The 26,506-nt window shown below is 32.1% G+C and carries 20 protein-coding genes; 10 read left to right on the top strand and 10 right to left on the bottom strand.

All coding sequences use genetic code 11. The annotated features are described in order from the left end of the window. Positions 1 to 44: 44 nt before the first annotated feature. Positions 45 to 257, bottom strand: coding sequence for a hypothetical protein (locus tag ATE84_RS17915; protein ID WP_101449270.1), 213 nt, complete (start codon positions 255 to 257; stop codon positions 45 to 47). 499 nt (positions 258 to 756) lie between these two features. Continuing rightward, on the bottom strand, positions 757 to 2,490 hold the full coding sequence (locus ATE84_RS17910; protein ID WP_233195840.1) for an AraC family transcriptional regulator: 1,734 nt from the start codon (positions 2,488 to 2,490) through the stop codon (positions 757 to 759). 117 nt (positions 2,491 to 2,607) lie between these two features. Between ATE84_RS17910 and ATE84_RS17905 the strand changes: the two genes are divergently transcribed. Further along, a complete protein-coding gene (locus ATE84_RS17905) occupies positions 2,608 to 3,651 on the top strand; it encodes a low specificity L-threonine aldolase (protein ID WP_101449268.1) in 1,044 nt (347 codons plus the stop codon). Between the two features lie 31 nt (positions 3,652 to 3,682). Here ATE84_RS17905 and ATE84_RS17900 read toward each other — a convergent pair whose 3' ends face one another. Beyond that, a complete protein-coding gene (locus ATE84_RS17900) occupies positions 3,683 to 4,003 on the bottom strand; it encodes a YegP family protein (protein WP_101449267.1) in 321 nt (106 codons plus the stop codon). Positions 4,004 to 4,127: 124 nt separating this feature from the next. Continuing rightward, positions 4,128 to 4,451, bottom strand: coding sequence for a YbaB/EbfC family nucleoid-associated protein (locus ATE84_RS17895; RefSeq protein ID WP_101449266.1), 324 nt, complete (start codon positions 4,449 to 4,451; stop codon positions 4,128 to 4,130). Between the two features lie 137 nt (positions 4,452 to 4,588). Here ATE84_RS17895 and ATE84_RS17890 point away from each other — a divergent pair, with 137 nt between their 5' ends. The 3 genes from ATE84_RS17890 (at position 4,589) to ATE84_RS17880 (ending at position 9,318) form a co-directional block, all read left to right on the top strand. Then, on the top strand, positions 4,589 to 6,658 hold the full coding sequence (locus ATE84_RS17890; protein ID WP_101449265.1) for a S9 family peptidase: 2,070 nt from the start codon (positions 4,589 to 4,591) through the stop codon (positions 6,656 to 6,658). 86 nt (positions 6,659 to 6,744) lie between these two features. Next, a complete protein-coding gene (locus ATE84_RS17885; protein ID WP_101449264.1) occupies positions 6,745 to 7,785 on the top strand; it encodes a PLP-dependent cysteine synthase family protein in 1,041 nt (346 codons plus the stop codon). Between the two features lie 273 nt (positions 7,786 to 8,058). Beyond that, a complete protein-coding gene (locus ATE84_RS17880) occupies positions 8,059 to 9,318 on the top strand; it encodes an aminotransferase class I/II-fold pyridoxal phosphate-dependent enzyme (protein ID WP_101449263.1) in 1,260 nt (419 codons plus the stop codon). Between the two features lie 487 nt (positions 9,319 to 9,805). Here ATE84_RS17880 and ATE84_RS17870 read toward each other — a convergent pair whose 3' ends face one another. Both ATE84_RS17870 and ATE84_RS17865 read right to left on the bottom strand, forming a co-directional pair. Beyond that, positions 9,806 to 10,924, bottom strand: a complete 1,119-nt coding sequence (locus ATE84_RS17870; protein ID WP_101449261.1) for a GNAT family N-acetyltransferase — start codon at positions 10,922 to 10,924, stop codon at positions 9,806 to 9,808. Between the two features lie 135 nt (positions 10,925 to 11,059). Next, complete coding sequence (locus tag ATE84_RS17865) at positions 11,060 to 12,781, bottom strand: transporter (protein WP_158237285.1); 1,722 nt, start codon at positions 12,779 to 12,781, stop codon at positions 11,060 to 11,062. Positions 12,782 to 12,842: 61 nt separating this feature from the next. On the opposite strand from ATE84_RS17865, the gene ATE84_RS17860 reads away from it, so the two are divergent. The 5 genes from ATE84_RS17860 (at position 12,843) to ATE84_RS17840 (ending at position 20,511) form a co-directional block, all read left to right on the top strand. Further along, the gene (locus tag ATE84_RS17860) at positions 12,843 to 13,112 is read left to right on the top strand and encodes a DUF4834 family protein (protein WP_101449259.1); all 270 of its coding nucleotides are present in this window, start codon (positions 12,843 to 12,845) and stop codon (positions 13,110 to 13,112) included. A 32-nt stretch (positions 13,113 to 13,144) separates the two neighbouring features. Further along, positions 13,145 to 15,586 (top strand): YfhO family protein, encoded by a 2,442-nt coding sequence (locus tag ATE84_RS17855; RefSeq protein ID WP_101449258.1) that lies wholly within the window; start codon positions 13,145 to 13,147, stop codon positions 15,584 to 15,586. 5 nt (positions 15,587 to 15,591) lie between these two features. Next, positions 15,592 to 16,881, top strand: a complete 1,290-nt coding sequence (locus ATE84_RS17850; protein ID WP_101449257.1) for a glycosyltransferase family 4 protein — start codon at positions 15,592 to 15,594, stop codon at positions 16,879 to 16,881. Positions 16,882 to 17,187: 306 nt separating this feature from the next. Continuing rightward, a complete protein-coding gene (locus ATE84_RS17845) occupies positions 17,188 to 18,843 on the top strand; it encodes a BspA family leucine-rich repeat surface protein (RefSeq protein ID WP_101449256.1) in 1,656 nt (551 codons plus the stop codon). Between the two features lie 210 nt (positions 18,844 to 19,053). Further along, the gene (locus tag ATE84_RS17840) at positions 19,054 to 20,511 is read left to right on the top strand and encodes a polysaccharide biosynthesis C-terminal domain-containing protein (protein WP_101449255.1); all 1,458 of its coding nucleotides are present in this window, start codon (positions 19,054 to 19,056) and stop codon (positions 20,509 to 20,511) included. A gap of 64 nt (positions 20,512 to 20,575) precedes the next feature. Here ATE84_RS17840 and ATE84_RS17835 read toward each other — a convergent pair whose 3' ends face one another. After that, positions 20,576 to 21,865, bottom strand: coding sequence for a hypothetical protein (locus tag ATE84_RS17835; RefSeq protein WP_101449254.1), 1,290 nt, complete (start codon positions 21,863 to 21,865; stop codon positions 20,576 to 20,578). 239 nt (positions 21,866 to 22,104) lie between these two features. On the opposite strand from ATE84_RS17835, the gene ATE84_RS17830 reads away from it, so the two are divergent. After that, the gene (locus tag ATE84_RS17830; RefSeq protein WP_101449253.1) at positions 22,105 to 23,079 is read left to right on the top strand and encodes a hypothetical protein; all 975 of its coding nucleotides are present in this window, start codon (positions 22,105 to 22,107) and stop codon (positions 23,077 to 23,079) included. 102 nt (positions 23,080 to 23,181) lie between these two features. On the opposite strand, the gene ATE84_RS17825 is transcribed toward ATE84_RS17830, so the two are convergent. The 3 genes from ATE84_RS17825 to ATE84_RS17815 form a co-directional block, all read right to left on the bottom strand. Beyond that, a complete protein-coding gene (locus ATE84_RS17825; RefSeq protein ID WP_101449252.1) occupies positions 23,182 to 24,276 on the bottom strand; it encodes an amidohydrolase family protein in 1,095 nt (364 codons plus the stop codon). A gap of 565 nt (positions 24,277 to 24,841) precedes the next feature. Beyond that, positions 24,842 to 25,513 carry a hypothetical protein gene (locus ATE84_RS17820; protein ID WP_101449251.1) on the bottom strand — a complete coding sequence of 224 codons (672 nt, stop codon included), beginning with the start codon at positions 25,511 to 25,513 and terminating at the stop codon, positions 24,842 to 24,844. Positions 25,514 to 25,627: 114 nt separating this feature from the next. Further along, positions 25,628 to 26,272, bottom strand: coding sequence for a peroxiredoxin-like family protein (locus ATE84_RS17815; RefSeq protein WP_101449250.1), 645 nt, complete (start codon positions 26,270 to 26,272; stop codon positions 25,628 to 25,630). Positions 26,273 to 26,506: the final 234 nt, after the last annotated feature.

Raw genomic sequence — 26,506 nt, 5'->3', positions numbered from 1 at the left:
GAGTAGTGTTATACAAATCTTTAGAAATGAATTAAATTCTTCTTTTACCAAGTAATTCTTTTATTTGGATTAGAAAGGCAATTATTATCATTATCTTTACTTGTACCCGTACAATGACAAGTGTTATTATCAAGTACACCACTAGCGGTACCTATGATTTCTTCGATAATTCCTCCTCCACGAATTGTTTTGAGATTTAGTTTTGAGATTTCTATTTTATTTAAATTTAACTTTTTAATTCCTGATTTTTTTTTCATAAGTATAACATTTTAGATTAACGGCTAAGTTATGTGAAAGTACTTGTTTAAGTACGGTATTGTTCTAACTACTACTAGAAATTCTAGAATTTCGATTGTTTTTTGTTGATTGATGCATAATGGTTTTGATGTGTTGTAATGTGAATATCAAGGAGGTAATGATACATATTCTTTGCTTGTGTTTTTAATAGAATAAATACATAACTAGCTCTACTATCTTATCTGTTTTGATTTATCACTTTGTTTTTTCTGCTAAGTATAAGAGGGGTGTTTTTGATGAAAACATAAATAATTATTACAAACTAGGGAGGTTTTTAAGAGATGTTTAGGGGGGATGAGAAAGTGTTTTTATTAGTGGTTATTTTGTAAATACAATGAGTAAATTTGAAAATAAAATAACGACCTCTATATAGAGAGATCCAGGAATGAAAAAAGAATACGATGTTCTACACAAAAACTATCAGTTATTTTTGTTCTAAATTTAAAAGACTAACTGATTTTAATGGTTCAGTTCGTTTTTTTTAAGGTTTTTGATAAAAAAAGAAGGTTTGATACCTGTTTGTTTATAAAAAGCATTAGAAAAGGTTTCGGCACTATTATATCCCATCTCATTGGCTATAGCTTTTATAGTAAATTTCCTAATCATAGTATTTTCTTTTAATTCTTTTACTGCATATGTTATTCGCAATTCATTTAGATAATTGATAAAAGATTTATTTTTATAATGATTGATAACCAATGATAAATATTTAACATTGGTTTTAATATCATCTGCTAAGGATTGTGCGCTTATACCTAAAGAAAGATATTTTTGATCATTTTCAAACTCATCTAATTTATTTAAAATATAGGTAATATGTTTTTCAGGTACTTTTATGCTTTTATTAGGAGAAGGGTTTTCTGTCTTAGTATGGTGACCATGAGTACCTGTTGTATTAGGTATCGTTTGTTCTGTCATTAATTTCTCAAACCGTAATCGATATACTCGTTTTTTCCTGTATTGATAGTATAACAAACCAATTGATGTAATTAGTATTATAGCCAATAAGATTATGCTGGAGATATAAGTTCCTGCATTTTTGTTTAATTTTTTAATGAGTTTTTCTTGCTCTTCTATTAAAAGAGGAATATCATAATCTTCTTTTACTTTTTTACTAATAAAAATTCGATCATTTAAATACTGATCTAGTATAGAGTTTAGTCTATTAAGATAGATGTTTTGATTTTGTATGTCATTAATATTTTTGTAATGTTCTTTTAAATATTCATATGTCTTTACATGTTTATATTGAGGAATAGAATTTAAAGTTTTGAGTAATGAATCTGTTTTTTTAAAATAGAAGATTGCTTTTTCTTTATTATTAAGATCATGATATGATTTCCCTAAATAAAAATAACTGTCAATGATATTAGATTTATCTTGAAATTCTATCATTTTTGGTAATGCTTTATGAATACTATCTATAGCTACAGTATATTTTTTTTGAGCATATTGATTGATACCTTCACAAAGGATGAAATATGTTTTTATTGAATTTGAGTTAAGATCTGTGTTTTTGGAAGTTTTATGATATCCTAAGGTGTTATAGTAAGAAGCAGAATCGTATTTTTTTAGTCCTATGTAAGTTTCAGCTATAGCGTGTATGGTGTTGAAATAGTGAGATTTATGACTGTTTTTTTCTTCGTTAGCATAAAAAACCATGCATTTTTTAAATATTGATATGGCTCCCTCTTTTTCATCTAGATGTTCACTTTTTACAATTCCAATCAAATATTCTATTCTGTGTAGCAAATTTGTATTGTAATTTGTTTTAGCAAATTTACGTGCTATAGCTAGATTATTTAATGTGTTTTCAATTTCTCTTTTTTTATATAAGAAATATTGAGCTTTGTTAAAATAAGCATATGCAGGATATTTTTTATTTTGTTTGTTTTTTGTGGTTTTTATGATACTGTCTAAGTATTGTATTCCAATAGAGTTTCTTGTTTCATAATAATGTAATAAATATGCTTCTGCAATTTGTAAAGTATCTTTATTTTTTTTTGCTTTTTCTAAATAGATTTCAGCAATTTTTTTACTTTTTATACGATTTGTTTGTGAATAATTAAGGTAGGTTTCTATAAGCTCATCATATGACTTTTGTTGTAAAGAATCTGTATAGTGTTGTGCAGTTAATGAAGTTGAGGTAAAAAGAAATTGTAGCAAAAAGTAATATATAAAAAATCTATACATAATAATTTTTTGGAGGAACATCTATTTTAGAGTAATATGCTAGTGCTATTCGCAAAAATAACATTATTTTTATTGGTTGAGTAGATTACAACATAAATCATATTAGTATCATAAAAAATGAAAATAGACCTTAGAAGCGATACAATTACCAAGCCTACTCCAGAAATGCTTACTGCTATGATGAATGCTGAGGTAGGGGATGATGTGTATAAAGAAGATCCTACGGTAAATGCATTAGAAGAGAAGATAGCACATAGATTTGGTAAAGATACTGCATTGTTTTTTCCGTCAGGAAGTATGGCAAATCAAGCGGCCATTAAGCTGCATACACAACCAGGAGAGCAATTGATTGCCGATAAATATGCACATGTGTATAATTATGAAGGAGGAGGAGTTTCTTTTAATAGTGGTGTATCTTGCAGGTTACTAGATGGTCATAGAGGTATGGTGACCGCTACTCAGGTAGAAGATGCAATTAATCCACCAGACTTTTATCATAGCCCATTAACAAGCTTGGTGTGTATAGAAAATACAACTAATAAAGGAGGAGGAGCATGCTATGATTTTGAAGAGATTAAAAAAATAAAAAAAGTGTGTGATCAGCATAATCTAGGGTATCATTTGGATGGAGCACGACTATGGAATGCCTTGGTAGCAAAAAATGAAAATGCTGTACAATACGGAGAAGTTTTTGATACGATTTCTGTTTGTTTAAGCAAAGGCTTGGGAGCACCAATAGGATCTGTTTTAATCGGGAATAGTGAGATTATGGAAAAGGCCATCCGTATTAGAAAAATATTAGGAGGGGGAATGCGTCAGTTAGGGTATTTGGCAGCAGCAGGATTGTATGCTATTGATCATCATATTGACCGATTAGCAGAAGATCATAAAAGAGCCAAAGAAATTGGCGAAGTGATAAAAAGATTACCTTTTGTAAAACAAGTAGAACCTATAGATACCAATATAGTCATATTTGTTATAGATGGTAATGAAGAAGATTTTATTACTCAGATGGCATCAAAAGATATTCATTTTTATGGAATGGGACAAGGCAAATTAAGATTTGTGACTCATCTCGATTATACTCAGAAAAAGCACGAATACTTTTTAGAGTTGTTACCTTCGGTTGCTTTAAATAAAAATAAAGCTACTCATGTATAATGAACAGCTTTATCTATAAACATTTTAAAAATTAAATTTCTTTAGTATCAGCACCAGATGCATTTTCTTTTACAGAATTGATTCCGTTTTCCATTCCAGACTCAGAAGCATACATTTGACTACTACCTATTACTTGGCCATTACCAGCTTTTAGATTGAAATAAAACTTACCATTTTTAGCTGTTTTACGTTCATATCGACCATCTTCAGATGCATTTTTTTTAACCGACGAGATTCCGTTTTCTGCTGCAGATTTACTGTTATATACTTCACTACTTAAAATTACTTGTCCGTTTTTAGCTTTTAAAGTAAAATGATAGCTAGACCCTTCCTTATTTTTGAGTTCAAACATATTGTTAGATTTTAGTTAATTTTTTAGCTTTTGTTAAAATTATAGAATTAAAAGGAGAAAGAAAAATATAAAAATAGCTAACTGTATTTTTTTAAAGTTCAACACCTTTTAATTGATGACAAGGCTATTTGAACAGATCCAATCCAGGAATATTTGGCATACCTTCTTTAGCAACTGCAGCTAATTCAGTTTCATTAACCTTCGTAGCTTTAGCAATAGCTTTGTTTATGGTTAAAATTAGATAATCTTCTAACTGTTCTCTGTCTTCTAATAATTGATCAGATATAGAGATTGTTTTGATTTCTCTATTGGCGGTGAGTGTAATTTTAAGCAAACCATCAGAAGTTTCTTCATCTACCAAAACGGTATTTAATCTCTCTTTAGTTTCCTCTACTTTTTGCTGGGTTTCTTTTAATTTACCCATCATCCCCATCATATCTCCAAACATGTGTATATATTTTTAAAATTTATAAATACAAAATTAGTATTTTGGTTGTTAATAAACTAACAAGATTATTATGAAAACTTCACACATGATATTCATTTTTATGACTTATTTTCGCAACTTCTTGTAAAAAAAATGCTATGACAACACCAGATACCAAAGTTCAATCACCAATTGCAGAAAAAAAACTCAAAAATCTGAAGAAACACGGTGATGTTCGTGTTGATAGCTATTTCTGGTTAAATGATCGTGAAAACCAAGAAGTAATTGACTATTTAGAACAGGAGAATAACTATAACGATAAAATGACTGCTCATACAAAGAAATTTCAGACAAATCTTTTTGAAGAAATGAAAAGTCGTATTAAAGAGGATGATTCTTCGGTTCCTTATAAATTAAATGGGTATTGGTACTTAACCCGTTTTGAAAAAGGGAAAGATTATCCTATATATTCTAGAAAAAAAGAAAGTCTTGATGCAGAAGAAGAAATTCTTTTTGATTGCAATAAAGAAGCAGAAGGACATAGTTATTATAGGCTGTCTGGACTTAGTATTAGTCCTGATAATAAGCTAGTAGCATTTGGTGTAGATACTGTAAGTAGACGTAAATATACCATACGAATAAAAAATCTCGAAACAGGTGAAGTATACCCAGAAAGTATAGAAATTACTACAGGAGGAAGTACCTGGGCAACAGATAGTAAAACTTTGTTTTATACCAAAAAAAATAATGAAACACTACGATCTGATAAAATTTATAGACATGTTTTAGGAACTCCGGTGTCAGATGATGTAGAGGTTTTTAATGAGACTGATGATACTTTTTCGACATTTGTGTATAAAACCAAATCCAAAAAATTCCTTGTAATAGGATCAAGCAGTACATTAACTTCAGAATATAGAATTTTAAGAGCCGATGACCCTACTGGAGAATTTAAAGTTTTTCAACCAAGAATAAGAGGATTAGAATACGGAATAGCTCATTATGATGATCATTTTTATGTGTTGACTAATGCAGATGAAGCTACTAATTTTAAGCTAATGAAGGTGTCAGAGGATAACACTGCCAAAGAAAACTGGAAAGATGTTATTTCACACCGTAAAGACGTTTTGATTGAAGATGTAGAGATTTTTAAAGAGTATTTAGTAATTAGTGAGCGTAATAATGGTCTTAATAAAATCAATATTAAAAGATGGGATGGTACTGCTGATTATTATCTTCCTTTTGATAACGAAACGTACACTGCTTATGTGAGTGCAAACCCTGATTTTGATACCAAAAACCTAAGATATGCTTATAATTCTCTTACCACTCCTAATTCGGTGATTGATTTTGATATGAAATCTAAGGAGAAAGAGATAAAAAAGGAACAAGATGTACTTGGAGGTAAGTTTGATAAAAATAATTATATTTCAGAAAGAGTATGGGCAACAGCCGAAGATGGAACTAAGATTCCTATTTCTTTAATATACAGAAAAGGCATACAAAAGGATAGAAGTAACCCATTATTACAATATGGTTATGGTTCATATGGGTCAACTATAGATCCATATTTTTCTACAGTTCGATTAAGTTTGTTAGATAGAGGATTTATTTATGCTATTGCTCATATAAGAGGAAGTGAATATCTGGGAAGGTCTTGGTATGAAGAAGGAAAACTTCTTAAAAAAAAGAATACATTTACAGATTTTATTGATTGTTCAAAGTCTTTAATAGCGCAAGGATATACTTCTGCCAATCATTTATATGCTATGGGCGGGTCTGCAGGAGGGCTATTGATGGGAGCGATAGTTAATATGGCTCCAGAATTGTATAATGGTGTTGTGGCAGCGGTACCTTTTGTAGATGTTGTAAGCACTATGCTTGATGATAGTATACCTTTAACCACAGGAGAATACGATGAATGGGGGAATCCTAATGAAAAGGAGTATTATGAATATATGAAGTCATATTCTCCTTATGATAATATTGTAGCTCAAGAATACCCAAATATGTTAGTAACTGCAGGTTTACATGATTCTCAAGTGCAATATTGGGAACCGGCAAAATGGGTGGCGAAATTAAGAGAGTTAAAAACTGATGACAATTTATTGGTATTACATACAAATATGGAAGCTGGTCACGGAGGAGCTTCAGGAAGATTTGAAGCACTTAAAGAAGTGGCAAAAGAATATGCTTTTTTGTTAGATTTGGAAGGTATTGAAGAGTAATTCAAAAAAATAATGTAACTTCGTACCGTTTTTGTAACAGTTAGTGGACCCCTATTTTATCTCACTAATCTGTAAAACACAATTATATGAGAGAAGATATTAGGGCTTATAATAATGTTTTAGAGCTTATTGGCGATACCCCGCTTATAAAATTAAACAGAATTATGAAAGACTTTCCGGGAAATTACTACGCAAAAGTAGAATCTTTTAACCCGGGACACTCCACCAAAGATAGGATTGCACTTTATATTATAGAAGAAGCAGAAAAAAGAGGTCTTATTAAACCTGGTGATACCATTATAGAAACAACAAGTGGTAATACTGGTTTTAGTTTGGCAATGGTTAGCGTTATCAAAGGCTATGACTGTATTCTTGCTGTTAGTTCTAAATCCTCTAAGGATAAAATAGCAATGCTTAAGAATATGGGAGCAAAGGTATATGTATGCCCGGCTCATGTTAGTGCAGACGATCCCAGATCTTATTATCAGGTGGCAAAAAGACTTCATGAAGAAATAAAAGGATCTGTATATATAAATCAATATTTCAACGAATTGAATATTGATGCTCATTACAATTCTACAGGGCCAGAAATTTGGGATCAAACCAATGGTAAGCTTACACATTTTGTAGCATGTTGTGGAACTGGAGGAACTATCTCAGGGACTGCCAGATTTTTAAAAGAAAAAAATAGTGATGTATGTGTTATGGGAATCGATGCTTATGGATCGGTTTTAAAGAAATATCATGAAACCAGAGAATTTGATGAGGAAGAAATATATCCTTATAGAATTGAAGGTTTAGGTAAAAATCTAATCCCTACTGCAACAGATTTTGATGTTATTGATAAATTTGAGAAAGTAAGTGATGAAGATAGTGCGCATACAGCCAGAGAATTAGTAAAGAAAGAAGGCTTGTTTCTAGGATATACAAGTGGAGCAGCAATACAAGGTGTAAAACAACTTGCAGAGCAGGGGGAGTTTGATGAAAACAGTAATGTTGTTATTATTCTTCCGGATCATGGATCACGATATATGAGTAAAGTATTTAGTGATGATTGGATGACAGAGCAAGGATTTTTTGATAGTAAAAATGAAATTGATGCAACAAAAGTTCAATTCATTAAATAAAAAAAATATAAAATAGAATTTTATGAACATCCCAGAATATAGGGATGTTTTTTTTTGATATAATTTTCATAATACGGTTCTTATTTCCTCAATTATTGATGTTAATTTTATTTATTAAATTACAGAAAACTATTAAAATACTTATGGTTTATTGTATAGTAGATTTTATAAAATGTTAAAATGACACTTTGTAAAAGTGAAATCGAATATAATTATGTCATCAAATCAATTTTCCGTATTTTCGCACACTTATAAGAAACAATTTTTTGATAAATGAGAGATTTATTTGATAAGATTTATAAAGACAAAGGGCCATTAGGAAAGTGGGCGGATCAGGCAGAAGGATATTTTGTTTTTCCTAAACTAGAAGGGCCTATATCAAATAGAATGAGGTTTCAAGGGAGAGAAGTAATTACCTGGAGTATCAATGACTATTTGGGATTAGCAAATAAAGAAGAAGTTCGTAAGGTAGATGCAGAGGCGGCTGCAGCTTACGGATCTGCATATCCAATGGGAGCTAGGATGATGAGTGGGCATACAGATCTTCATGAACAATTACAAGATGAATTGGCAGAATTTGTCGATAAAGAGGCAGCATATTTATTAAATTTTGGATACCAGGGAATGGTTTCTACAATTGATGCACTAGTAAGTAAAGATGATATTATTGTGTATGATGTAGATGCGCATGCATGTATTATTGATGGAGTTCGATTACATCAAGGGCAGCGATACACCTATCGACATAACAATATAGAAAGTATTGATAAAAACTTGATGAGAGCCACAAAAATGGCGCAAAAGACCGGAGGAGGGATTTTACTGATTTCTGAAGGAGTTTTTGGAATGCGAGGAGAACAAGGAAGGTTAAAAGAAATTGTTGCTTTAAAAGAAAAGTATAACTTTAGATTGTTTGTTGATGATGCACATGGATTTGGGACATTAGGAGCAACAGGAGCAGGAACAGGTGAGGAGCAAGGGATTCAGGATCAAATAGATGTATACTTTGCTACTTTTGCTAAATCTATGGCGAGTACAGGAGCATTTATTGCAGCTGACCAAGAGATTATAGATTATTTAAAATATAATTTACGTTCTCAAATGTTTGCAAAATCATTGCAGATGCAATTAGTAGTAGGAGCTCTTAAGCGTTTAGATATGCTTAGAACGATGCCTGAACTAAAGGCTAAACTATGGCAGAATGTAAATAATTTACAGAATGGACTTAGGGAAAGAGGTTTTGATTTAGGAACTACCCAGAGTTGTGTGACACCAGTGTATTTAAAAGGAAGTATTCCTGAAGCTATGGCTCTGGTAAAAGATCTTAGGGAAAATTATGGGATTTTCTGCTCTATTGTAGTATATCCTGTTATACCTAAAGGTTTGATATTGCTAAGGTTAATTCCTACAGCTTCTCATACTTTGGAAGATATAGAAGAAACACTTAATGCGTTTTCTGCAATACGAGAACGATTAGAAAACGGAACTTATAAACGTATATCTGCTGCTGTTGCTGCTGCAATGGGAGAGTGATAATTACAGAAAAATATATGTAAAAAATCCGCTAAATAGCGGATTTTTTTGTTTTTAGATTATTTTTACGTCTATTTACAAAAATGTCGGTCAAATACGCACATTCCATTTTCACAACGACATTTTCCATCAAGTCTTTCGGCACAATTAAGAAGCAGGCATATATCTGGACCTCGATAACCTCCAGTAATAGCTGTCTTTTCTTGTTTTTTTAGTTTTTTAACTCCGTTTACATTTAAAATGTTTTTTAACATGATAATTAGGCTTTAAGAATTTTTAAACTCTGATTTTTTTAGAGACACTCAGACTTTATGTCAAAGTTTTGTGTCTACTTGTAAGAAGTAGAAATGTTGGTCTTATTAAAAATAGATAAAATCTAAGAAGGTAGTGTTAGTTATTCATTATTTAACTAAGTATTAATAACCTTAAATATAAAATTAAGATTACATCTTAAGACATCGATATGTAGATAAAAATAGGTAGGGGACTAAATATTTTTTCTAAATGTTCGTCTCATCTTATGTTGTTCGTGTTCATAGCCATTCCAAAGGGCTTGGATCGCTTTATTCTCTTCAAGCTCGGGATTAGTTTCGACAACTTCGATCCCATTACGAAGAAAAGCTTCATTCATTTCTTTAAAAATAAGTGCAGTAACTCCTTTGTTTTGGTATTCTGGGTCTACTCCTATAAGATAAAAAGCTGCTGTATCATTTCTACGCTGTGCTTTTAGGATATGTAGAAACCTTAGCGGGTAGACTTTACCGTTCATTTTTTTCAAAGCTTTAGAAAATGAAGGCATTACGATCGAAAACGCTATAAGTTTGCCTGTTTTATCTGCGATGCAAGTAATGTACTCGGGATTTAGATATGGTAAGTATTTCTTCTTATACATATCTATTTGATATTGCTGTATAGGAACAAAAGTTTGTAAGCTACTATAGGTCTTATTTAGTAGATCAAACATGTCGTCAGCATATTGAAGTATCTCTTTACTTTTGTTAAATTTAAGGAGCTGAAGTTGATAACGTTCTTTAATTACCTGGGCAAATTTTATTACCTTTTCTTTCGTCTTTTTCGGAACTCTTATTTTATATTCTACCCATGTAGCTGCAGGCTCAAAATTAAGTTGCTCCATATGTTTTGAATAGTAAGGGTAGTTGTACCAGGTAATCATGGTATTTAGCTCTTCAAATCCTTTAATAAGAATTCCTGCTTTATCCATATTAGAAAAACCTACAGGACCTTCCATGTATTCTAATCCGTGTTGAGTTCCGTATTCTGAAACTTTCTCTAATAATGCTTTAGTTACTTCAATATCATCAATGACATCAAACCATCCAAAACGTACTTTTGGTTTTTTTTGTTCGTTTACCTCAATCCAATTTATAATTGCAGCGATTCTTCCTACTATAGTGTCGCCTTTGTAAGCTAAGAAATATTTTGCGTCAGAGTTTCTAAAAACAGGATTCTTCTTTGGATTCATCACATCTACTTCTTCCTTAATAATAGAAGGAACATAATATGGGGAATCTTTATATAATTCAAAAGGAAATTTAACAAACGTTGTTAAATCTCCTTTTGAAGTAATTTCTTTAATCGTAATCATATATCATCTCTAATTCATCACAAATATATAATCCTTTTATTAAATATTATGATTGCATACAGATCATTTTAGTAAAATTGCATTAGATTCTTTATTTAAGTACTTTAAAGAGTTTATTCTTGCCTTTAATCACTATTACTGATCTATTTTTTCTAATTCCTTGTCAAGATCCGAGTCATCTGTCTTATTATCTTTTTCTTCTTTGTTTTTGCGTTTTTGTTCTTCTTTTTTTCTTTTCTTTTCTTCTTTTTGACGCTTTTTTTCCTCTTTTCTTCTTCTCTTCTCTTCTGCTTTTTTATTTTTTTCTTGCTCTTTTTGGTACTTTTCGTACTCAGCATCTACATCTTCTTCTTGCTTTTCTTCTTCTTTTTTCTCTTGCTTTTCTTCTTTTTTCTCTTCCTTTTCTTTATTGTCAAGTTCTAACTCTTTTTCCATTTTTTCGAGCTCCTGGAGCTCTTTATCTATATCTTGTAGTTCTTGATCAACACCTTGTTCTTTCTCTATTTTATCCAATTCGGCATCAATATCATCGATCATTTTTTGCTTTTCTTTCTCTGCCTGGATTTCAGCTTTTTCAGCTTTTCTAGCCTCTTTTGCTTCACGTTTTAGGCGTCTAGCTTCTTCTTTTCTAAATTTCTTATCTTCTTTTTTAGAAATCTTTTCGTTTTCAATACGCTCACGCTCTAATCGTTCTTCAGTTCGTCTTTCATCAAGATCTTTTTCAATTTCTTCTCTGAAACCATCATCTTCAAAATCATTGACAAAAGGAGTTTTTCCTAATTTCAGACTATCATTTTCAATCTCTTCACCTTCTTCAAGTTCATCAAATTCACCTTCATTACCTTCTTCGTTTTCTTCTTTGCCTTCATTTTCTTCTTCTCCTTCTTTGACACCACCTTCTAATCCTGGCTGTTCAATAATCTCGTCTTTGGTGTGCCAATCAAATCGATAAGATGCTCCAAAACTTAAAGTAAACATAGAAGGAGTGTCTTTAAAATTGAAAGCAACATTTGCATCCAATTGTAAATCTTTATTGTATAAATAAGCTCCTCCGAGTCTAAGAATATTATCGCTATAAAAATCACTTTTCTGCCCCTGGTACTCTCCAAAAGCAGCCCATTTTTCATTAATTGTATGAGTAGAAGTAATAATCCAACCAATAATCGGATCATCTGTAGTGACCTTATCAACAATTAAGTTAGTGACTAATACCCAATTTCCATTTAAACTGGTGGTCCAGTTATTTTGAGTCATTAAAACAATCTTTGGACTAAAGCTATCATCATTAGGTGCAGTAAATGGGTTGTCTTTTGATACAAAGTTTGCTCCTACATAAGCAGAAACTGCTGGGATAAGACTTTTCCACTTAAACCTGTAGCGCTCTTTCCAGCTTTTTAATTCATCATAATTAGTAGAATCTTTCTTTGGTCTTTTATACGGATCGTAAATCAGGTATTTTGCACCAATCGTATTTACTTCAAAATTACTTCTCTTTATTTTTTCTTCGTTACCACCAATAGTTTGTTTAACTCCATCTGCTCTAAATGTACCATTAAGTCTAAGTTCTAATTGTTCAATTAACAAGCCATATCGCACAGAATAATCAAGCTTAAAAACATTAGTCTTTGTATTAAGGAGTTTATGTTTCTCTTTTCCAAAACCAAAACCACCTTCTACTTGTAAAACATTATTACCAACTGAGAAAGCACCTTGTGATGTACCAGGTCTATTGGTATTGATCTTCTCGGTATATTGTGCAGAAACCGTTAGGCTACATAAAAATAGGGTAATTAATAATAGAATAGACTTAGGGCACATATTCAATAGATTTGGTTCAAATATAGCAGATTTTATCATTTTTTTAGGACTGTCTACCTGTAATTGTATGCAGAGTTCATTATTTTTGAAAAAAAATGTTATGCAGGAAGCATCACTACAAGGGGTATTAAAGATAATTCTCATTATAATCTTAGTATATTATGGACTAAAGATAATAACGCGGTTATTTGGTCCTCTATTGCTTAGATATGTTACAAAGAAAGCAGGAGAGAAATTTAAACAGCAATTTGATCAATATCAACAACCCCAGCAGTCTACAGAAGGTGAAGTAACTATTGAAAAAAAATCAAAACAAAATTCTTCTAATAAAGATGTAGGAGAATATATCGATTATGAGGAAATTGATTAATTTGGCTCTTTATTAGTAAACTCACACACATCATGTCTTTAATCAAAAGATTCTTACCTCATATTCTTGTCGTTTTAGGTTTTGTAATAGTTTCATTGGCTTATTTTAACCCAGTATTAAGTGGGAAAATGCTCTATCAAAATGATATAAAGCATTATGAGAGTATGGCTAAACAACAAAACGAGTATCGAACTAATACCGGTAAAGAAACGTATTGGAATAATTCTGCTTATGGGGGAATGCCTACTTATCAACTGGGAGCAAAATTTCCACATGATTATATGGACAAATTGGATCGTTTGATTCGTTTTTTACCTAGACCAGCAGATTATCTTTTTCTTTATCTGCTTAGTTTTTATATTCTGATGCTTGTCATGCGTATCCCATGGAAGATTGCTATTTTGGGTGCATTAGCTTTTGGGTTTTCTGCGTACTTGATAATCATTATAGGTGTGGGGCATAATTCTAAAGCACATGCAATCGCTTACTTTCCGTTGGTTCTTTCAGGGATTATAATGGTTTTTCAGAAAAGATATGTTTGGGGATTTTTATTGACAGCACTGGCCATGGGCTTAGAAATACAAGCCAATCATTATCAGATGACTTATTACCTGGGATTACTTACTCTAGTTATGGGAGTAGCTTATTTTGTTGATGCTATACGAAAAAAAGAAATTCCACATTTTTTTAAATCTGTAAGTACATTGGTATTAGCTGTGCTATTAGGATTGGCGACAAATGCAACAACTTTATTATCTACATCAGAATATGTCGACACCAGTATTAGAGGTAAAAAATTATTGGCAGAAACTACAGCGACTTCTTCAGAGAAGAATGGATTGGATTATGAATATATTACAGAATACAGTTATGGTAAATTAGAATCATTAAATCTTTTTGTTCCAAAATTAATGGGATTAGGTCGAGCATCTGATTTGGGTACAGATTCTGCTTTTTATCAAAAACTGATTGAATTAGGACAACCGAGAGAGCAAGCTAATTATTATGCTAAAGTTACGGGGCTATATTGGGGAGAACAACCTTTTGTAGAGGCTCCTCCATATTTGGGGATAACAGTAGTGTTTTTAGCACTTTTAGGGTTGTTGTTGGTTAAAGGAAGACTTCGCTGGTGGCTATTAGCCGGAATGATATTATCACTCGCTTTGAGTTGGGGTAAGAATTTCGAATTTCTAACAAGGTTTTTTATAGATTATGTACCTTTCTATAATAAGTTTAGAGCAGTATCAAGTATTCAGGTTATTTTAGAATTACTAATACCTATTGCTGCTGTTTTTGGATTACATCGTTTCTTTAATGATAAAATATCTATTGAAGAAAGGCAAAAGAAATTTTTAATTTCATTAGGAGTTTTTGGAGGATTGTGTCTGATTTTTTGGCTGTTTGGAGGAAGTTTGTTTAGTTTTAAATCATCTTCTGAAGTTCAATTAGGGATTGAGCAACCTGTTATTTTTGATGCCATCAAAGAAGATCGAATTGCAATTATGAAAAGTGATAGCTTGCGTTCACTTTTGTTTATAATTCTAATGGGAGGTGTGCTTTGGTTTAGTTTAAAGAAAAAGTTTTCAGAAAATATTACCCTTATCGTACTAGGAGCACTAATTGTAATAGATTTGGTTACTGTAGATAGACGTAGTGTTGATAATGAAGGTTTTATCTCTAAGCGTGAATACAGAAACTATTTTCAACCAACTGCGGTGGATAAAGAAATCCTAAAAGACGAATCCTATTTTAGAGTATTAGATCAGGCTAGAGGTTTTAATAATTCACACACGAATTACTTCTTTAATTCTATTAATGGATATACTGCAGTACGCCCCAGAAAAATGGAAGATCTGTATTTTGGTCATATTGCCAAGGGTAATTTGCAAGTAATTAATATGCTTAACGTAAAATATGTAATTCAACAAAATAAAGAAGGACAACTAGACGTTCAGCAAAATCCCTCAATTAATGGAGCAGCTTGGTTTGTTGAAGAGCTAAAGTTTGTAGATAATTATAAAAAGGAATTTGAATCTTTAAATACTATAGATACCAAAAATACGGCGGTTATTAGAAAAGATTATCAAGGAGATTTTGAAGGTTTTACGCCTAAAAAAGATAGCATTTCTACAGTTTCAATTTCTAAAACCCAGCCTAATCATCTGGCATATAATGTATATGCTGCTAATCCTAGTTTTATTGTTTTCTCTGAAACATATTATAAAGATGGTTGGAACGCATATATTGATGGGAAAACTACACCTATATATCCAGTAAATTATATGTTAAGAGGCCTAAAAGTACCAGCAGGAAAACATTCAATAGAATTTAAATTCGAACCTCAGGTTGTTAAAACAGGTAGTGCTATTACACTTACAAGCTCTATTCTTTTTGTTTTATTAATAATAGGAGGATTGTATTTTCAATATAAGAAAACAGGGAGTTTATTCTCTTTAGCAAAAGAAGATAAGTAAGATATATTGTGAAGGTTCTGATCATTACATATTATTGGCCTCCTGCAGGAGGACCCGGAGTACAGCGATGGCTTAAGTTTGTCAAGTATTTTAGAGAATTTGATATAGAACCAGTAGTTTATGTTCCAGAAAACCCAACATATCCTCTAGAAGATACTTCTTTGTTGTCTGAAATTCCTGAAGGAATAGAAATCTTAAAACAACCTATTTTCGAACCGTATCGTTTTGCTCAGTTTTTTTCTAAAAAGGAAACCAAAACGATAAGTAAAGGGATTATTGCCGGTACAGCAAAACAATCTTTCATACAACGATTGCTGTTGTATATACGAGGTAATTTTTTTATTCCCGATGCTCGTAGATTTTGGGTGAAACCTTCGGTTAAATATTTAAAAAAATATCTTTCAGAAAACAAAATTGATACTATAGTTACTACGGGGCCACCACATAGCATACACTTGATAGGGAAGGAGTTGAAACAGCAAACAGGAGTAAAGTGGTTTGCCGATTTTAGGGACCCATGGACTACCATAGGATATCATGATAAATTGAAACTCACAAAACGATCTATGCAAAAGCATATATCTATGGAAAAAGAGGTATTAAGTACCGCAGATCATATTGTTGTTACTAGTTTTACTACCCAAAATGAGTTTAAAGAAATTACGGATACACCAATTTCTGTAATAACTAATGGTTATGATAAAGAATCGATTCCTGAAACGATTTTGGATACTAAATTTACTATTTCGCATATAGGATCTTTATTGTCTGGTAGAAATCCAGAGAATCTTTGGAAAGCCTTGTGTGATTTGACCAAGGAAAATAAAGCATTTTCTGAAGCATTTCAATTACAATTGGTAGGAGCTGTTAGTAATGATGTATTGTCTTCAATCCGGGAAGCCGGATTATCAGATTTTTTAGAACTGAAAGGTTATGTCTCGCACATAGATGCTATCAAAATTCAAAGAAGTTCGCAGGTTTTACTATTGATTGAAATCGACAGTAAAGATACTCGATGTATTATTCCTGGTAAATTATTTGAATACATGGTGTCTAAAAGACCTCTTATTGCCATTGGACCTAAAGATGCAGATATATCCAAAATTATTAAAGAAACAAATTCAGGAGTCTTTTTTGAGTATCAAGAGTATGAAAAGATAAAAGTCCAAATACTCGAATATTTTGTTCAGTTTCAAAAAGGAACATTAGCATCTCATGTTATAGGAGTAGGAAAGTATAGCAGGAGGGAGCTGACTAGAGTAATGGCTGAAATATTAAAGAATCCAGAAATCTAACTGTATTAAACTTCGATAAATATAATACGATTAATCTAATAATTTTTCGAAATATAATTTTTCTTCATTTCGAAATACCACTTGCTTTATAGTTGTTAATAACAAAATATGTAATAAGCTGATATAGCAAATATCAACTAAAGCTCAGCGAATATCCAACAATCTATAGCGAATAAAAAACACCTTCTTTTCGTGATAAACATCTTGCTAGGTTTGTATCAAAATATAAATTATTAGAAACAAAATTACGTAAGCTTCTCAGGTTTTGTTTAAAAACCAGAGCGTAAGCCTCAAAAAAATGTACAAATGAAGAAACGAAAACAAATTAAAGCAAGTGTATTGGCTATATTGATGATAGCCGTATTATTTATTGGATGTAGTAAGGATGATGATACACAACCACAGACAGAAACAGAAAACCCAACAGCCGAAGTTGATAAAGCACCAGAAATCAGTTCGCAGACATTTACCGTAAAAGAAGATATTGCGGATGATGTGGTTATTGGGAGTGTAGTAGCAAGTGATCCAGAAAGCAAAGCACTTACGTTTGTATTAACCCAAAATAGTAATGATCTTTTTGAGTTAACAGATGCAGGAGAACTAAGTTTGGTAGCTGATAAAAAACTAGATTTTGAAACAGTTACTTCGCATACACTTACCGCAGAAGTATCAAATGGTAAAAATAAAGTTAGTGCAAATATTACAGTTACTGTAGAAAATGTAGCAGAACCATTTGTTACCACTTGGAAAACTACGATGGCTAATGAAGAGATTTATGTTAGGATTGATAATGACTTTACATATGATTACACTATAGATTGGGGTGATGGTACTATTGAGAACAATCAAACTACTACACCAAGACATGACTATAAAGAAGCAGGGGTTTATACAGTTTCTATTTCGGGTACTTTCCCCGCTTTTGGATTAGTAGAATCTTCAAATGCTTTAAAATTGCAGACCATAGAGCAATGGGGAGATATTATCTGGGAATCTTTTATAAATGCTTTTGCTCAATGTGAAAATATGACCTATAATGCTACAGACGTACCTAATCTTTCTAAAGTGACTGATATGTCGGCTATGTTTTCTGTAGCTACTTCGTTTAATGGAGATTTGAGTGCTTGGGATGTAAGTAATGTTACGAGTATGTATCTTATGTTTAATGGTGCTATTGCTTTTAATGGAGATTTGAGTGCTTGGGATGTGAGTAAGGTTACTAACATGAAGCGTATGTTTGATGGTGCTATTGCTTTTAATGGAGATCTTAGTAAATGGGATGTGAGTAAGGTTACTGATATGGAAGATATGTTTTATAGAGCTAATGTTTTTACTGGAGATTTGAGTGCTTGGGATGTGAGTAAGGTAACTAATATGAATAGTATGTTTCAGAATGCTAGATCTTTTAATAGAGATTTAAGTACTTGGGATGTAAGTAAAGTTACAAACATGGAAGATATGTTTGCAGAAGCTCATGCTTTTAATGGAGATATAAGTAGTTGGGATGTGAGTAAGGTAACTAATATGAATACTATGTTTTATGGAGCTAATTCTTTTACTGGAGATATAAGTAGTTGGGATGTGAGTAATGTAACTTCTATGGGGGGTATGTTTTATGGAGCTAATTCTTTTAATGGAGATATAAGTAGTTGGGATGTGAGTAAGGTAACTAATATGAATAGTATGTTTAAGTTAGCTACATCTTTTAATAGAGATCTTAGTAGTTGGGATGTTCAAAATGTTCAATATATGGATAACATGTTGGATTATACAAGCTTATCTGAAGATAACTATGATGCTTTGCTTACCAAATGGGCTACATTACCTAATCTACAATCTAATGTTACTTTTGGAGTAAAAGAGTTAACTTACTGCGATGCATTTGAAGCTAGAGAGGCTTTAAGAAGAGATAAGGACTGGATAATTGTTGGGGATAGTAGTTCTTGTCCCTTACCACTTTAGATAATAAAAGAGGTTGTCATACTTGATAACCTCTTTTTTTATAGCATTTTTATAAGAAAAATATAATGCATATATCATATAAGATCTAGAGGATATCATATTACGATCTATCTTCTATGGTGAGAAAATAATGAAATGGCGATATACTGCTATACCTAATTCTGTATTTTGTACTTTTAACCTTTAAAATTACATTATCAAAAGATAGTAATGGGAGTTGTCATTAATCAAACCATACGAAATATTATTATTACCTGTGTAGGGTTTGGTATTGGAGCTGTAAATACCTTGTTCTTATTCACTAATTTTATGAATGAAGAAGATTATGGATTGGTCTCTTATCTAATGACAGCTTCAAATCTGATATGGCCCTTAATGGCTTTTGGTGTACACAATACGCTGGTGAAATTTTTTTCATCCTATTCAGATGAGAAGCAACAGGATAAGTTTCTAACTATGATGTTGATCTTACCTTTTTTGGTAGCCTTGATTCTGGGATTGATAGGCATGTTTTTCTATTCAACAATTCTTGATTTGTTTAGTGATAAGAATACAATAGTACAACCTTATGTATGGACTATTTTTATTCTGGCATTTGCAGTATCTTATTTTGAAGTGTTTTTTGCATGGTCCAAAGTAAAGCTTAAGAGTGTATTCGGAAACGTAATGAAAGAACTGTTTTTAAGGCTATGCATCAGTATTCTTTTGTTTATGGTGTATTTTGAAATCCTTACAATTGAGCAATTCGTATACGCACTTATGATTGCATATCTATTACGTACAGGTATTATGCAAGTATATGCGTTGAAACTTCATCGTTTTAAACCAAAGTTTTCATTACCTAACAATTATATTTCTGTATTCAAATATTCTGGATTGATTTTAATTGCGGGCTCTGTAGCTACCTTATTAATTGATTTGGATAAGACGATGATAGAACGCTATCTTCTTATAGAAAATGTGGCTAAATATGGTATATGCGCCTATATTGCAAGTGTAATTATTATTCCTTCGAGGGCGATGCACCAGATTACATATCCGTTAACAGCCAAATTAATTAATGAAAAAGCAAAAGATCAATTACGGGATTTGTATAAAAAAAGTTCTATTAACCTTTTAGTGGCAAGTGGATTGCTTTTTGTGCTGATTATTTGCAATGTAAACCAGCTTTTTGAAATTATCCCTAATGAGTATGAACTGCTTATCTGGGTTGTGGTTTTGATTGGAAGTGCTAAATTATTTGATAATCTTTTAGGGAATAATAATGCGATCCTGTACAGTTCTGATTATTACAGAATGGTACTATATATAGGAGTAGGGATGGCAATTCTTACTGTTATACTCAATATGCTTTGGATTCCTGCTTTTGGGGTTACCGGAGCAGCTATTGCTACATGCATTGCAGTGTTTTGTTATAATTTTGCTAAGTTATGGATTGTCTATGCTAAATTTAAGATGCATCCATTTTCAAAAAAAACAGCTTTGGCATTAACTCTAATTATAGCTTTTGTTTTTGGATTTTATTTTTGGGAATTACCGTTTCACCCGATTCTTAATATCATTTTTAAAAGCATTATAATTGGCTTGGGATATGCTATTGTTTTTTATATGCTGAAAGTATCTGTCGATATTAATAATTTAATAAAGAAAATCCCTCGAGGTGCTTAAAGCATACTACTCTGAGGGATTTTCCAACTAACCAACCAAAAAATTTAATGTCTTATATGTCTTCTTAGCTTCTACTTCTGCTACTACGAGAGCGAGAATTGTTTGATCTCGATGCTCTGTTAGAAGTATTGCTTCTTTGTCTGTTTGTTTTTGTTCTGGGTGTATTTGTTCTCTTACTACTATATTGACTGTTATTAGAACGTCTTGTTACATTACCAGAGTAATTTCTACCAGAATTTCTTTGTCTTCGAACCTGATTTGTCTTTGCTACCGCATTACGAGATCTACTGTTTCTATCGTACTTAGGTCTGTTGTTTACAGCACTTCGGGTTCGTTGTTGAGTTGATTGAACTCTTTGTCTAGAGGGAGTACTTCTATTGTTTGATTGTACTCTCTGTCTGGCTTTAGTATTTCTACTCACCGTACGTGTTCTTGTATTCGGTGTTACAGAACGTGTTCTGTTTATATTTCCAACCTTATTGTTGTTTGATCTACTTCTTGTAGTACTTCTGGTACTATGATTATTTGATCTGCTACGAGTTGCATTGCCTCTATTATAATTAGATCTACTACGAGCTACTTTATTATAGTTACGATCATTTCTTTTATACATTGCTGTTCTATGACCTCTTGTTCTATATGTAATACCTCTGGCACTAGAACCTCTATATCCTCTGTTATAACTCGATACTCTACTATGAGGCCTGTAATAGTTACGACTTCTATATGGTCTGTGGTAATATCCACTATAATAATTAGATCTGTATACAGTATATGAACATCTATAAGGCGTATAATATCTTCTGTATGGTCTTTCGTACACAATACATCTGCTTACTACTGGTACTGTAAAATATGCGTGAAAAGGTCTGTATTCATAGTATCTGTTATAACGGTTGATATAACCAGTACAGTTTAAGAAATTTCCGTAGCCGTTATAATGCACATATAATCCACCAACTCGCGAGATACGCCCATAGTTATTATAATTGATATATATGTCTCCGGCTTGTACAATCCTACCATTATAGTCATAAAAGATTGGTACATCTTCTATTTGTACTACAGCTCCATAATCATCATATTGTACATAAGCATCATAATCATATCCAGAATTAAAACTTATGTTTACTCCAGGAGCATTAACACCGATACTTACATCGCTTCTTTGTCCATTGATATAAAAATCAAATTGACCATCTGCATATACCGAAAAATTAATTCCTCCTTCAGAGAAGATGAATGATTTTCCATAATTGTAATATCGAGCAGACGATTCTGTATTCGTTTCTGAAGCGTTAGCAGTAAATGATGCTAACAATAAGCCTGTAAAAAGTAAAACAAAATTTTTCATAATCTGTGGTTTTAAATATGAGAACAGAAATTAATTTTTCATTCTCAATTTTATAGTATCAAGCAGTGTGCCAAAAACTTAAATAGCTGCAAAACAGTGTTGTATGTTTTGTAGTGTGACTAGTTGTTATGTTTAGGATATACATTATCCAGAAAAAAGTGTGAAAATAAATTAATGATTGGGGTAACAATATTCTTTGTGTATTGATATGAAGGTATAAACTTTAAAAAATTAAGATGATGAATACGTTAAAAAATATTTTCACAATAGTAGTGTTAGCTGCTTTTATGATGAGCAGTTGTTCAAAAAATGATGATGCTCTTATACCACAGCAAGAAATTCTTGATTATGATGATATTCTGGGATTTTATGAGTCTAATGGTGTGCAAAAACAAGATTTTACACTTGATGCAACCACAGGAGGTACTTTTACTGGAGAGGATGGAACTAAGATCACTTTTCCTCCAAATTCACTGGTTGATGGTGATGGAAATTTGATTAGCGGTACAGTAGATGTTGCTATTAAAGAAATTTTTAAGGCAAGTCAAATGATTTTGTCAAATAAACCTACTAATGCAATTAATTTTTCTGACGAAAATACCTTTCTTCTTTCTGAAGGAGAGACAGAAGTTGTGGTTACCCAAAATGGTAATTCTCTAGATATGGCGCCAGGTACATTTTATCAGGTTCAGGTACCGTCTGCAGGAGGAGAAGATAATGATATGCTCCCTTTTGCTGGTACTGCAACAAATGATGGAGGTATTGTTTGGAATGCTACACGAGATGGTGCAAGTGGTAATAGTGCAAGTGGTATTGTATATAATGCAGCTCCATCTTCTTATATCTATGATGTATTTGAAACAGGATGGTCAAATTGTGATAAGTTTTATGCATATCCAGGAGCAAAAACCACAAATTATATCAATTTAACTAATAGCCCTAATGCTACAGAAACCGCAGTGTATTTAATCTTTGAAGAAAATAACTTACCTGCCGTTGTTAAAATTTTTAATGCTGGGACCCCAATTATACAAAGCTATACAGATTCTTTGCCAGTAGGGTTAGAAGTTACCTATGTAGTAATTACTATCGAGAATAATCAACAGTATTTGGCAACGAAAAGCGTAGTTATTTCTGAAGAAGAGGAACTTTCGTTTACTTTTGAGCCTAAAACTACACAAGAAATTTTGGATGCCCTTGCTTTATTAGATTAATACAATAATTGGTTTATGTTTTAGATCGATATACAAAATATTTTAATACGATATTTTGTATATCGATTGTATTATAATATGGAAATCACAAATTGCTTATTTCTAGTTGGGAAATAGGCTCTTATCGATATTAGGGATTATTTTAAGTGCATTTTTATAATATAACTTTTTTAATACTTCATCATCAAGATCTAATCCATACATTTTCCAGAACGCATGATATCTTTTGTAGTAAGGAAAATATTCATCGTCTGATTCTAAAACTCTAAAGTAGGTATAGTATTCTTCGGGATTCCATGAATCTTTTCCGAACATTACTCTATCCTGATATTTAGTAAGGAAAGCTTTTGCGTTACGAGGTTGCCGCCCCAATTCTGCTATAACCGCTCCAATCTCGCTATACATATTAGGCATTTCATCCATAAGTTCAGCAAGTTTTGCAAGATTGTTTCCATACCAACCCAAATGGGCATTGATAAATTTAGTGTTTTTATGTTTTTTAAAAATATTGTGTTGTTCTTGTATTATGGTTTTCCATGAACCGGTTACTTTGGAATCTCTTTTTCTTCTTGATCGCAGTTTAAGTTCTAACCAGCGTTCATTTTTATTATCATGTGCATCCCAAAATGGTTTTGGATCTGCAGAATGTATCAAAACAGGGATACCTAATTGACCACATTTTTCCCATACTGGTCCTATTCGTGGATCATCGATTTTAATACGATTGCCTTTACTATCTTTATTATCCATCCCTTGACTTTTATAGATCTTTAATCCGTTGGCTCCCATAGTGACATCTTTTTCTATTTGAGCAACTGTTTTTTCTGTCCAGTCAGGTTCATCTATTCCTTTAAGGTTGATATTTGTAAATACGATGAATCTATTAGGGAAGTTAGTTTTAACATTTTCTAGTGATTTAGTAAGATGCTCATCAGATCCTCGGCCTCTTCCTGATAGGTTTACCATTACCGCCATGTTTAGTTTATCCATTTCTGTAACGACTTCTTGTAGATTTTGCGTTGGCATTCTAAATTGATGATTATGTACATCGATAAAAGGAAATTTTGCTTTTTTAATTTCTGTTCCGGGAACGACTAGAGTAGAGGGTGGGTCGTAGTCTTCGAATTGCATTTTTTGAGCAGTTATTGATGCATTAGCGATTATAAAAAGTAATAGAAAAGTTTTACAAAAGTTCATATTTTTTGATTTGATATTTAGTAAAATGACTATTTATGATGGGTACAATACCAGTTCTCATATGAAATTACCTATTAAAATCATTTCTTTTTCGTCTGAATCAAAAATAATTTGATTCAGTTTACAGTATTTTCATATGAGAACTGGTAAAAGGTATAAATATATGATATTCATGCTGTCTTGAAAAAAGGTTAACAACACTTTAAACCAGGGTTATACATTAGAAAATCTATTACCCTTTGAAATTACTTCAAAATATACCGTTGTATTACATTTTTCAGCTTAACCATAGGGCGATGCTGTGCTAAAACTAAGAAAACATCATGTTTTATGGTGCTTTTAAGTCTTATAACGAAGTTTTAATGTATTTAAGTCGGAAATAAGGTTCATCAATTGTATGTGGTTTTGCGTTAGGGATAGTAGTGTAAATCCCGCAGCACGCCAATAGCGTGTGAGGAATTGCAACGGATAGCCCGCTCGAACGCCCTAAAACAGAAAATCCCGCTACCAAATACTCCTGGCAACGGGATTTAAACAACTAACCAATTTTTATACAATCTATTTTTTAATCATCGTCATCGTTATATCTTTTTTTTCTTTTTCTATCCTTATAATAGTGATCATCATCGTCATCATCGTCATCATCGTCATCATCGTCATCATCATGTTTATAATGTTTAGATTTCCAATTTTGATTATAATACGGGGTGTGGGTGATGGCACATGAATCAATTCCACAATATCCACAACCATCATAGTGAATACCACCTTCTACATATTTTATTCGACCATATTTTTTGTAATAGATATATAGACCTCCTATTTGATATACTAATCCTCTTCTATTATATCGCATTGATATGGCACCTATTCTACGCACTCTGTTATATCGATCATACGTAATGTAATTGCGTCCTACCTTTTTCAATCGACCATAATCATCATATCTAATAAAGTTATTATGGTGTCTGCGATGTGCATATGAACCGGGTGTGTTATATGCGTTATTATTCCAGTTCCCATAATGGGATCTACGTCTTCTTTTAATGATTCTGTAATCAATGTCTCCTTCGGGATACACGAAAAATTGTACTCCGCCTTCAGCAAATACAATGGGTTGCTTGTGGTAATAGCGTTTTGTAACCCTATCCTGGTGATCCGAGTGTTTTTGGTCGGTCGCTTGTGCAGTTGTTCCTACTAGTAATAATACTGCAATAAAAAGTATCATTTTTTTCATAACTTACATGTTTTGGGTTTATGCCTACTCATTAGCTTTTCGGCTTCCGCTATTTGATATATGTTTCACAAATGGCGTGCCAAAAGCATGTAAGAAATGATAAATCGAGGTTAATTATTTGTGTTTCAGAAATTTAATTATTTCTTTAGGATCAGCTCTTTCTTTATAATCTTCTTTAATGTAATGATAGATAATCGTACCGTCCTGATCAATTACATAGGTCGCAGATATTGGGAGTTGTTGTTTAGGGTTTCCATTGCTTTTTTCTAAATTGATACCGAACCCTTTATAAACTTCAATAAGGTCTTCGGGTAGCGTAAAGGTGAGATTGAACTTAGAAGCAATCTTATTGTCTAGATCAGATAGAACTTCAAAACTTAGATTGTTTTTTTCTGAAGTGCTTAGAGAATTATCAGGAGTTTCTGGACTTATGGCAACTAATGTAGTACCGCATTTTTCAAATTCTGGTAGTGCTTGTTGTAATGCGCTTAGTTCTAAATTGCAATAAGGGCACCATCCGCCACGATAAAAGGATAATATCACTTTTTTATCTAATAATATTTCCTGTACAGTTATATTTTTATTTGAAGCATTTGGAAGTATAATTTCAGGGATACGATCTCCCGTTTTTAAGGCCCTTGCTATGATTTCGGTGTCTTTTAATGCTTTTATCCCATTATTCATTATTTGATGAACGTTTTCGGGGTATTTTTTTAGGGATGCTTGGGTACGAGTTTTTAGATCTTCGGTAAGTGACATTGTTTTGATTTTGAGATTAAGAACTTTTAGCCGAAAAGACAATGATAACATTACAAGTTTGGGTACTAGAATAATGTTAATGTTTGTGATTATTTCAAAATAGAAGTAACGATATTTATGTAAGTATATATTTTACTCCCGCATCATGCGAGAAGCTCATGTATATGTGCACTTTAACTCTTGCATCGTGCGAGAAACTTATGTAAGTATATAGTTGTGTAGCTGCAAGATATA

Source organism: Aquimarina sp. MAR_2010_214 (assembly GCF_002846555.1).
GTDB lineage: Bacteria > Bacteroidota > Bacteroidia > Flavobacteriales > Flavobacteriaceae > Aquimarina.
Note: the sequence above shows the minus strand (reverse complement) of the source record. Positions and strands in the feature narration are given on the sequence as shown.

Excerpts from the sequence above, each read along its gene's own strand:
- ATE84_RS17915 (WP_101449270.1), bottom strand. The coding sequence starts at position 257 with ATGAAAAAAAAATCAGGAATTAAAAAGTTAAATTTAAATAAAATAGAA.
- ATE84_RS17910 (WP_233195840.1), bottom strand. The coding sequence starts at position 2,490 with ATGTATAGATTTTTTATATATTACTTTTTGCTACAATTTCTTTTTACC.
- ATE84_RS17905 (WP_101449268.1), top strand. The coding sequence starts at position 2,608 with ATGAAAATAGACCTTAGAAGCGATACAATTACCAAGCCTACTCCAGAA.
- ATE84_RS17900 (WP_101449267.1), bottom strand. The coding sequence starts at position 4,003 with ATGTTTGAACTCAAAAATAAGGAAGGGTCTAGCTATCATTTTACTTTA.
- ATE84_RS17895 (WP_101449266.1), bottom strand. The coding sequence starts at position 4,451 with ATGTTTGGAGATATGATGGGGATGATGGGTAAATTAAAAGAAACCCAG.
- ATE84_RS17890 (WP_101449265.1), top strand. The coding sequence starts at position 4,589 with ATGACAACACCAGATACCAAAGTTCAATCACCAATTGCAGAAAAAAAA.
- ATE84_RS17885 (WP_101449264.1), top strand. The coding sequence starts at position 6,745 with ATGAGAGAAGATATTAGGGCTTATAATAATGTTTTAGAGCTTATTGGC.
- ATE84_RS17880 (WP_101449263.1), top strand. The coding sequence starts at position 8,059 with ATGAGAGATTTATTTGATAAGATTTATAAAGACAAAGGGCCATTAGGA.
- ATE84_RS17870 (WP_101449261.1), bottom strand. The coding sequence starts at position 10,924 with ATGATTACGATTAAAGAAATTACTTCAAAAGGAGATTTAACAACGTTT.
- ATE84_RS17865 (WP_158237285.1), bottom strand. The coding sequence starts at position 12,781 with ATGATAAAATCTGCTATATTTGAACCAAATCTATTGAATATGTGCCCT.
- ATE84_RS17860 (WP_101449259.1), top strand. The coding sequence starts at position 12,843 with ATGCAGGAAGCATCACTACAAGGGGTATTAAAGATAATTCTCATTATA.
- ATE84_RS17855 (WP_101449258.1), top strand. The coding sequence starts at position 13,145 with ATGTCTTTAATCAAAAGATTCTTACCTCATATTCTTGTCGTTTTAGGT.
- ATE84_RS17845 (WP_101449256.1), top strand. The coding sequence starts at position 17,188 with ATGAAGAAACGAAAACAAATTAAAGCAAGTGTATTGGCTATATTGATG.
- ATE84_RS17840 (WP_101449255.1), top strand. The coding sequence starts at position 19,054 with ATGGGAGTTGTCATTAATCAAACCATACGAAATATTATTATTACCTGT.
- ATE84_RS17835 (WP_101449254.1), bottom strand. The coding sequence starts at position 21,865 with ATGAAAAATTTTGTTTTACTTTTTACAGGCTTATTGTTAGCATCATTT.
- ATE84_RS17830 (WP_101449253.1), top strand. The coding sequence starts at position 22,105 with ATGAATACGTTAAAAAATATTTTCACAATAGTAGTGTTAGCTGCTTTT.
- ATE84_RS17825 (WP_101449252.1), bottom strand. The coding sequence starts at position 24,276 with ATGAACTTTTGTAAAACTTTTCTATTACTTTTTATAATCGCTAATGCA.
- ATE84_RS17820 (WP_101449251.1), bottom strand. The coding sequence starts at position 25,513 with ATGAAAAAAATGATACTTTTTATTGCAGTATTATTACTAGTAGGAACA.
- ATE84_RS17815 (WP_101449250.1), bottom strand. The coding sequence starts at position 26,272 with ATGTCACTTACCGAAGATCTAAAAACTCGTACCCAAGCATCCCTAAAA.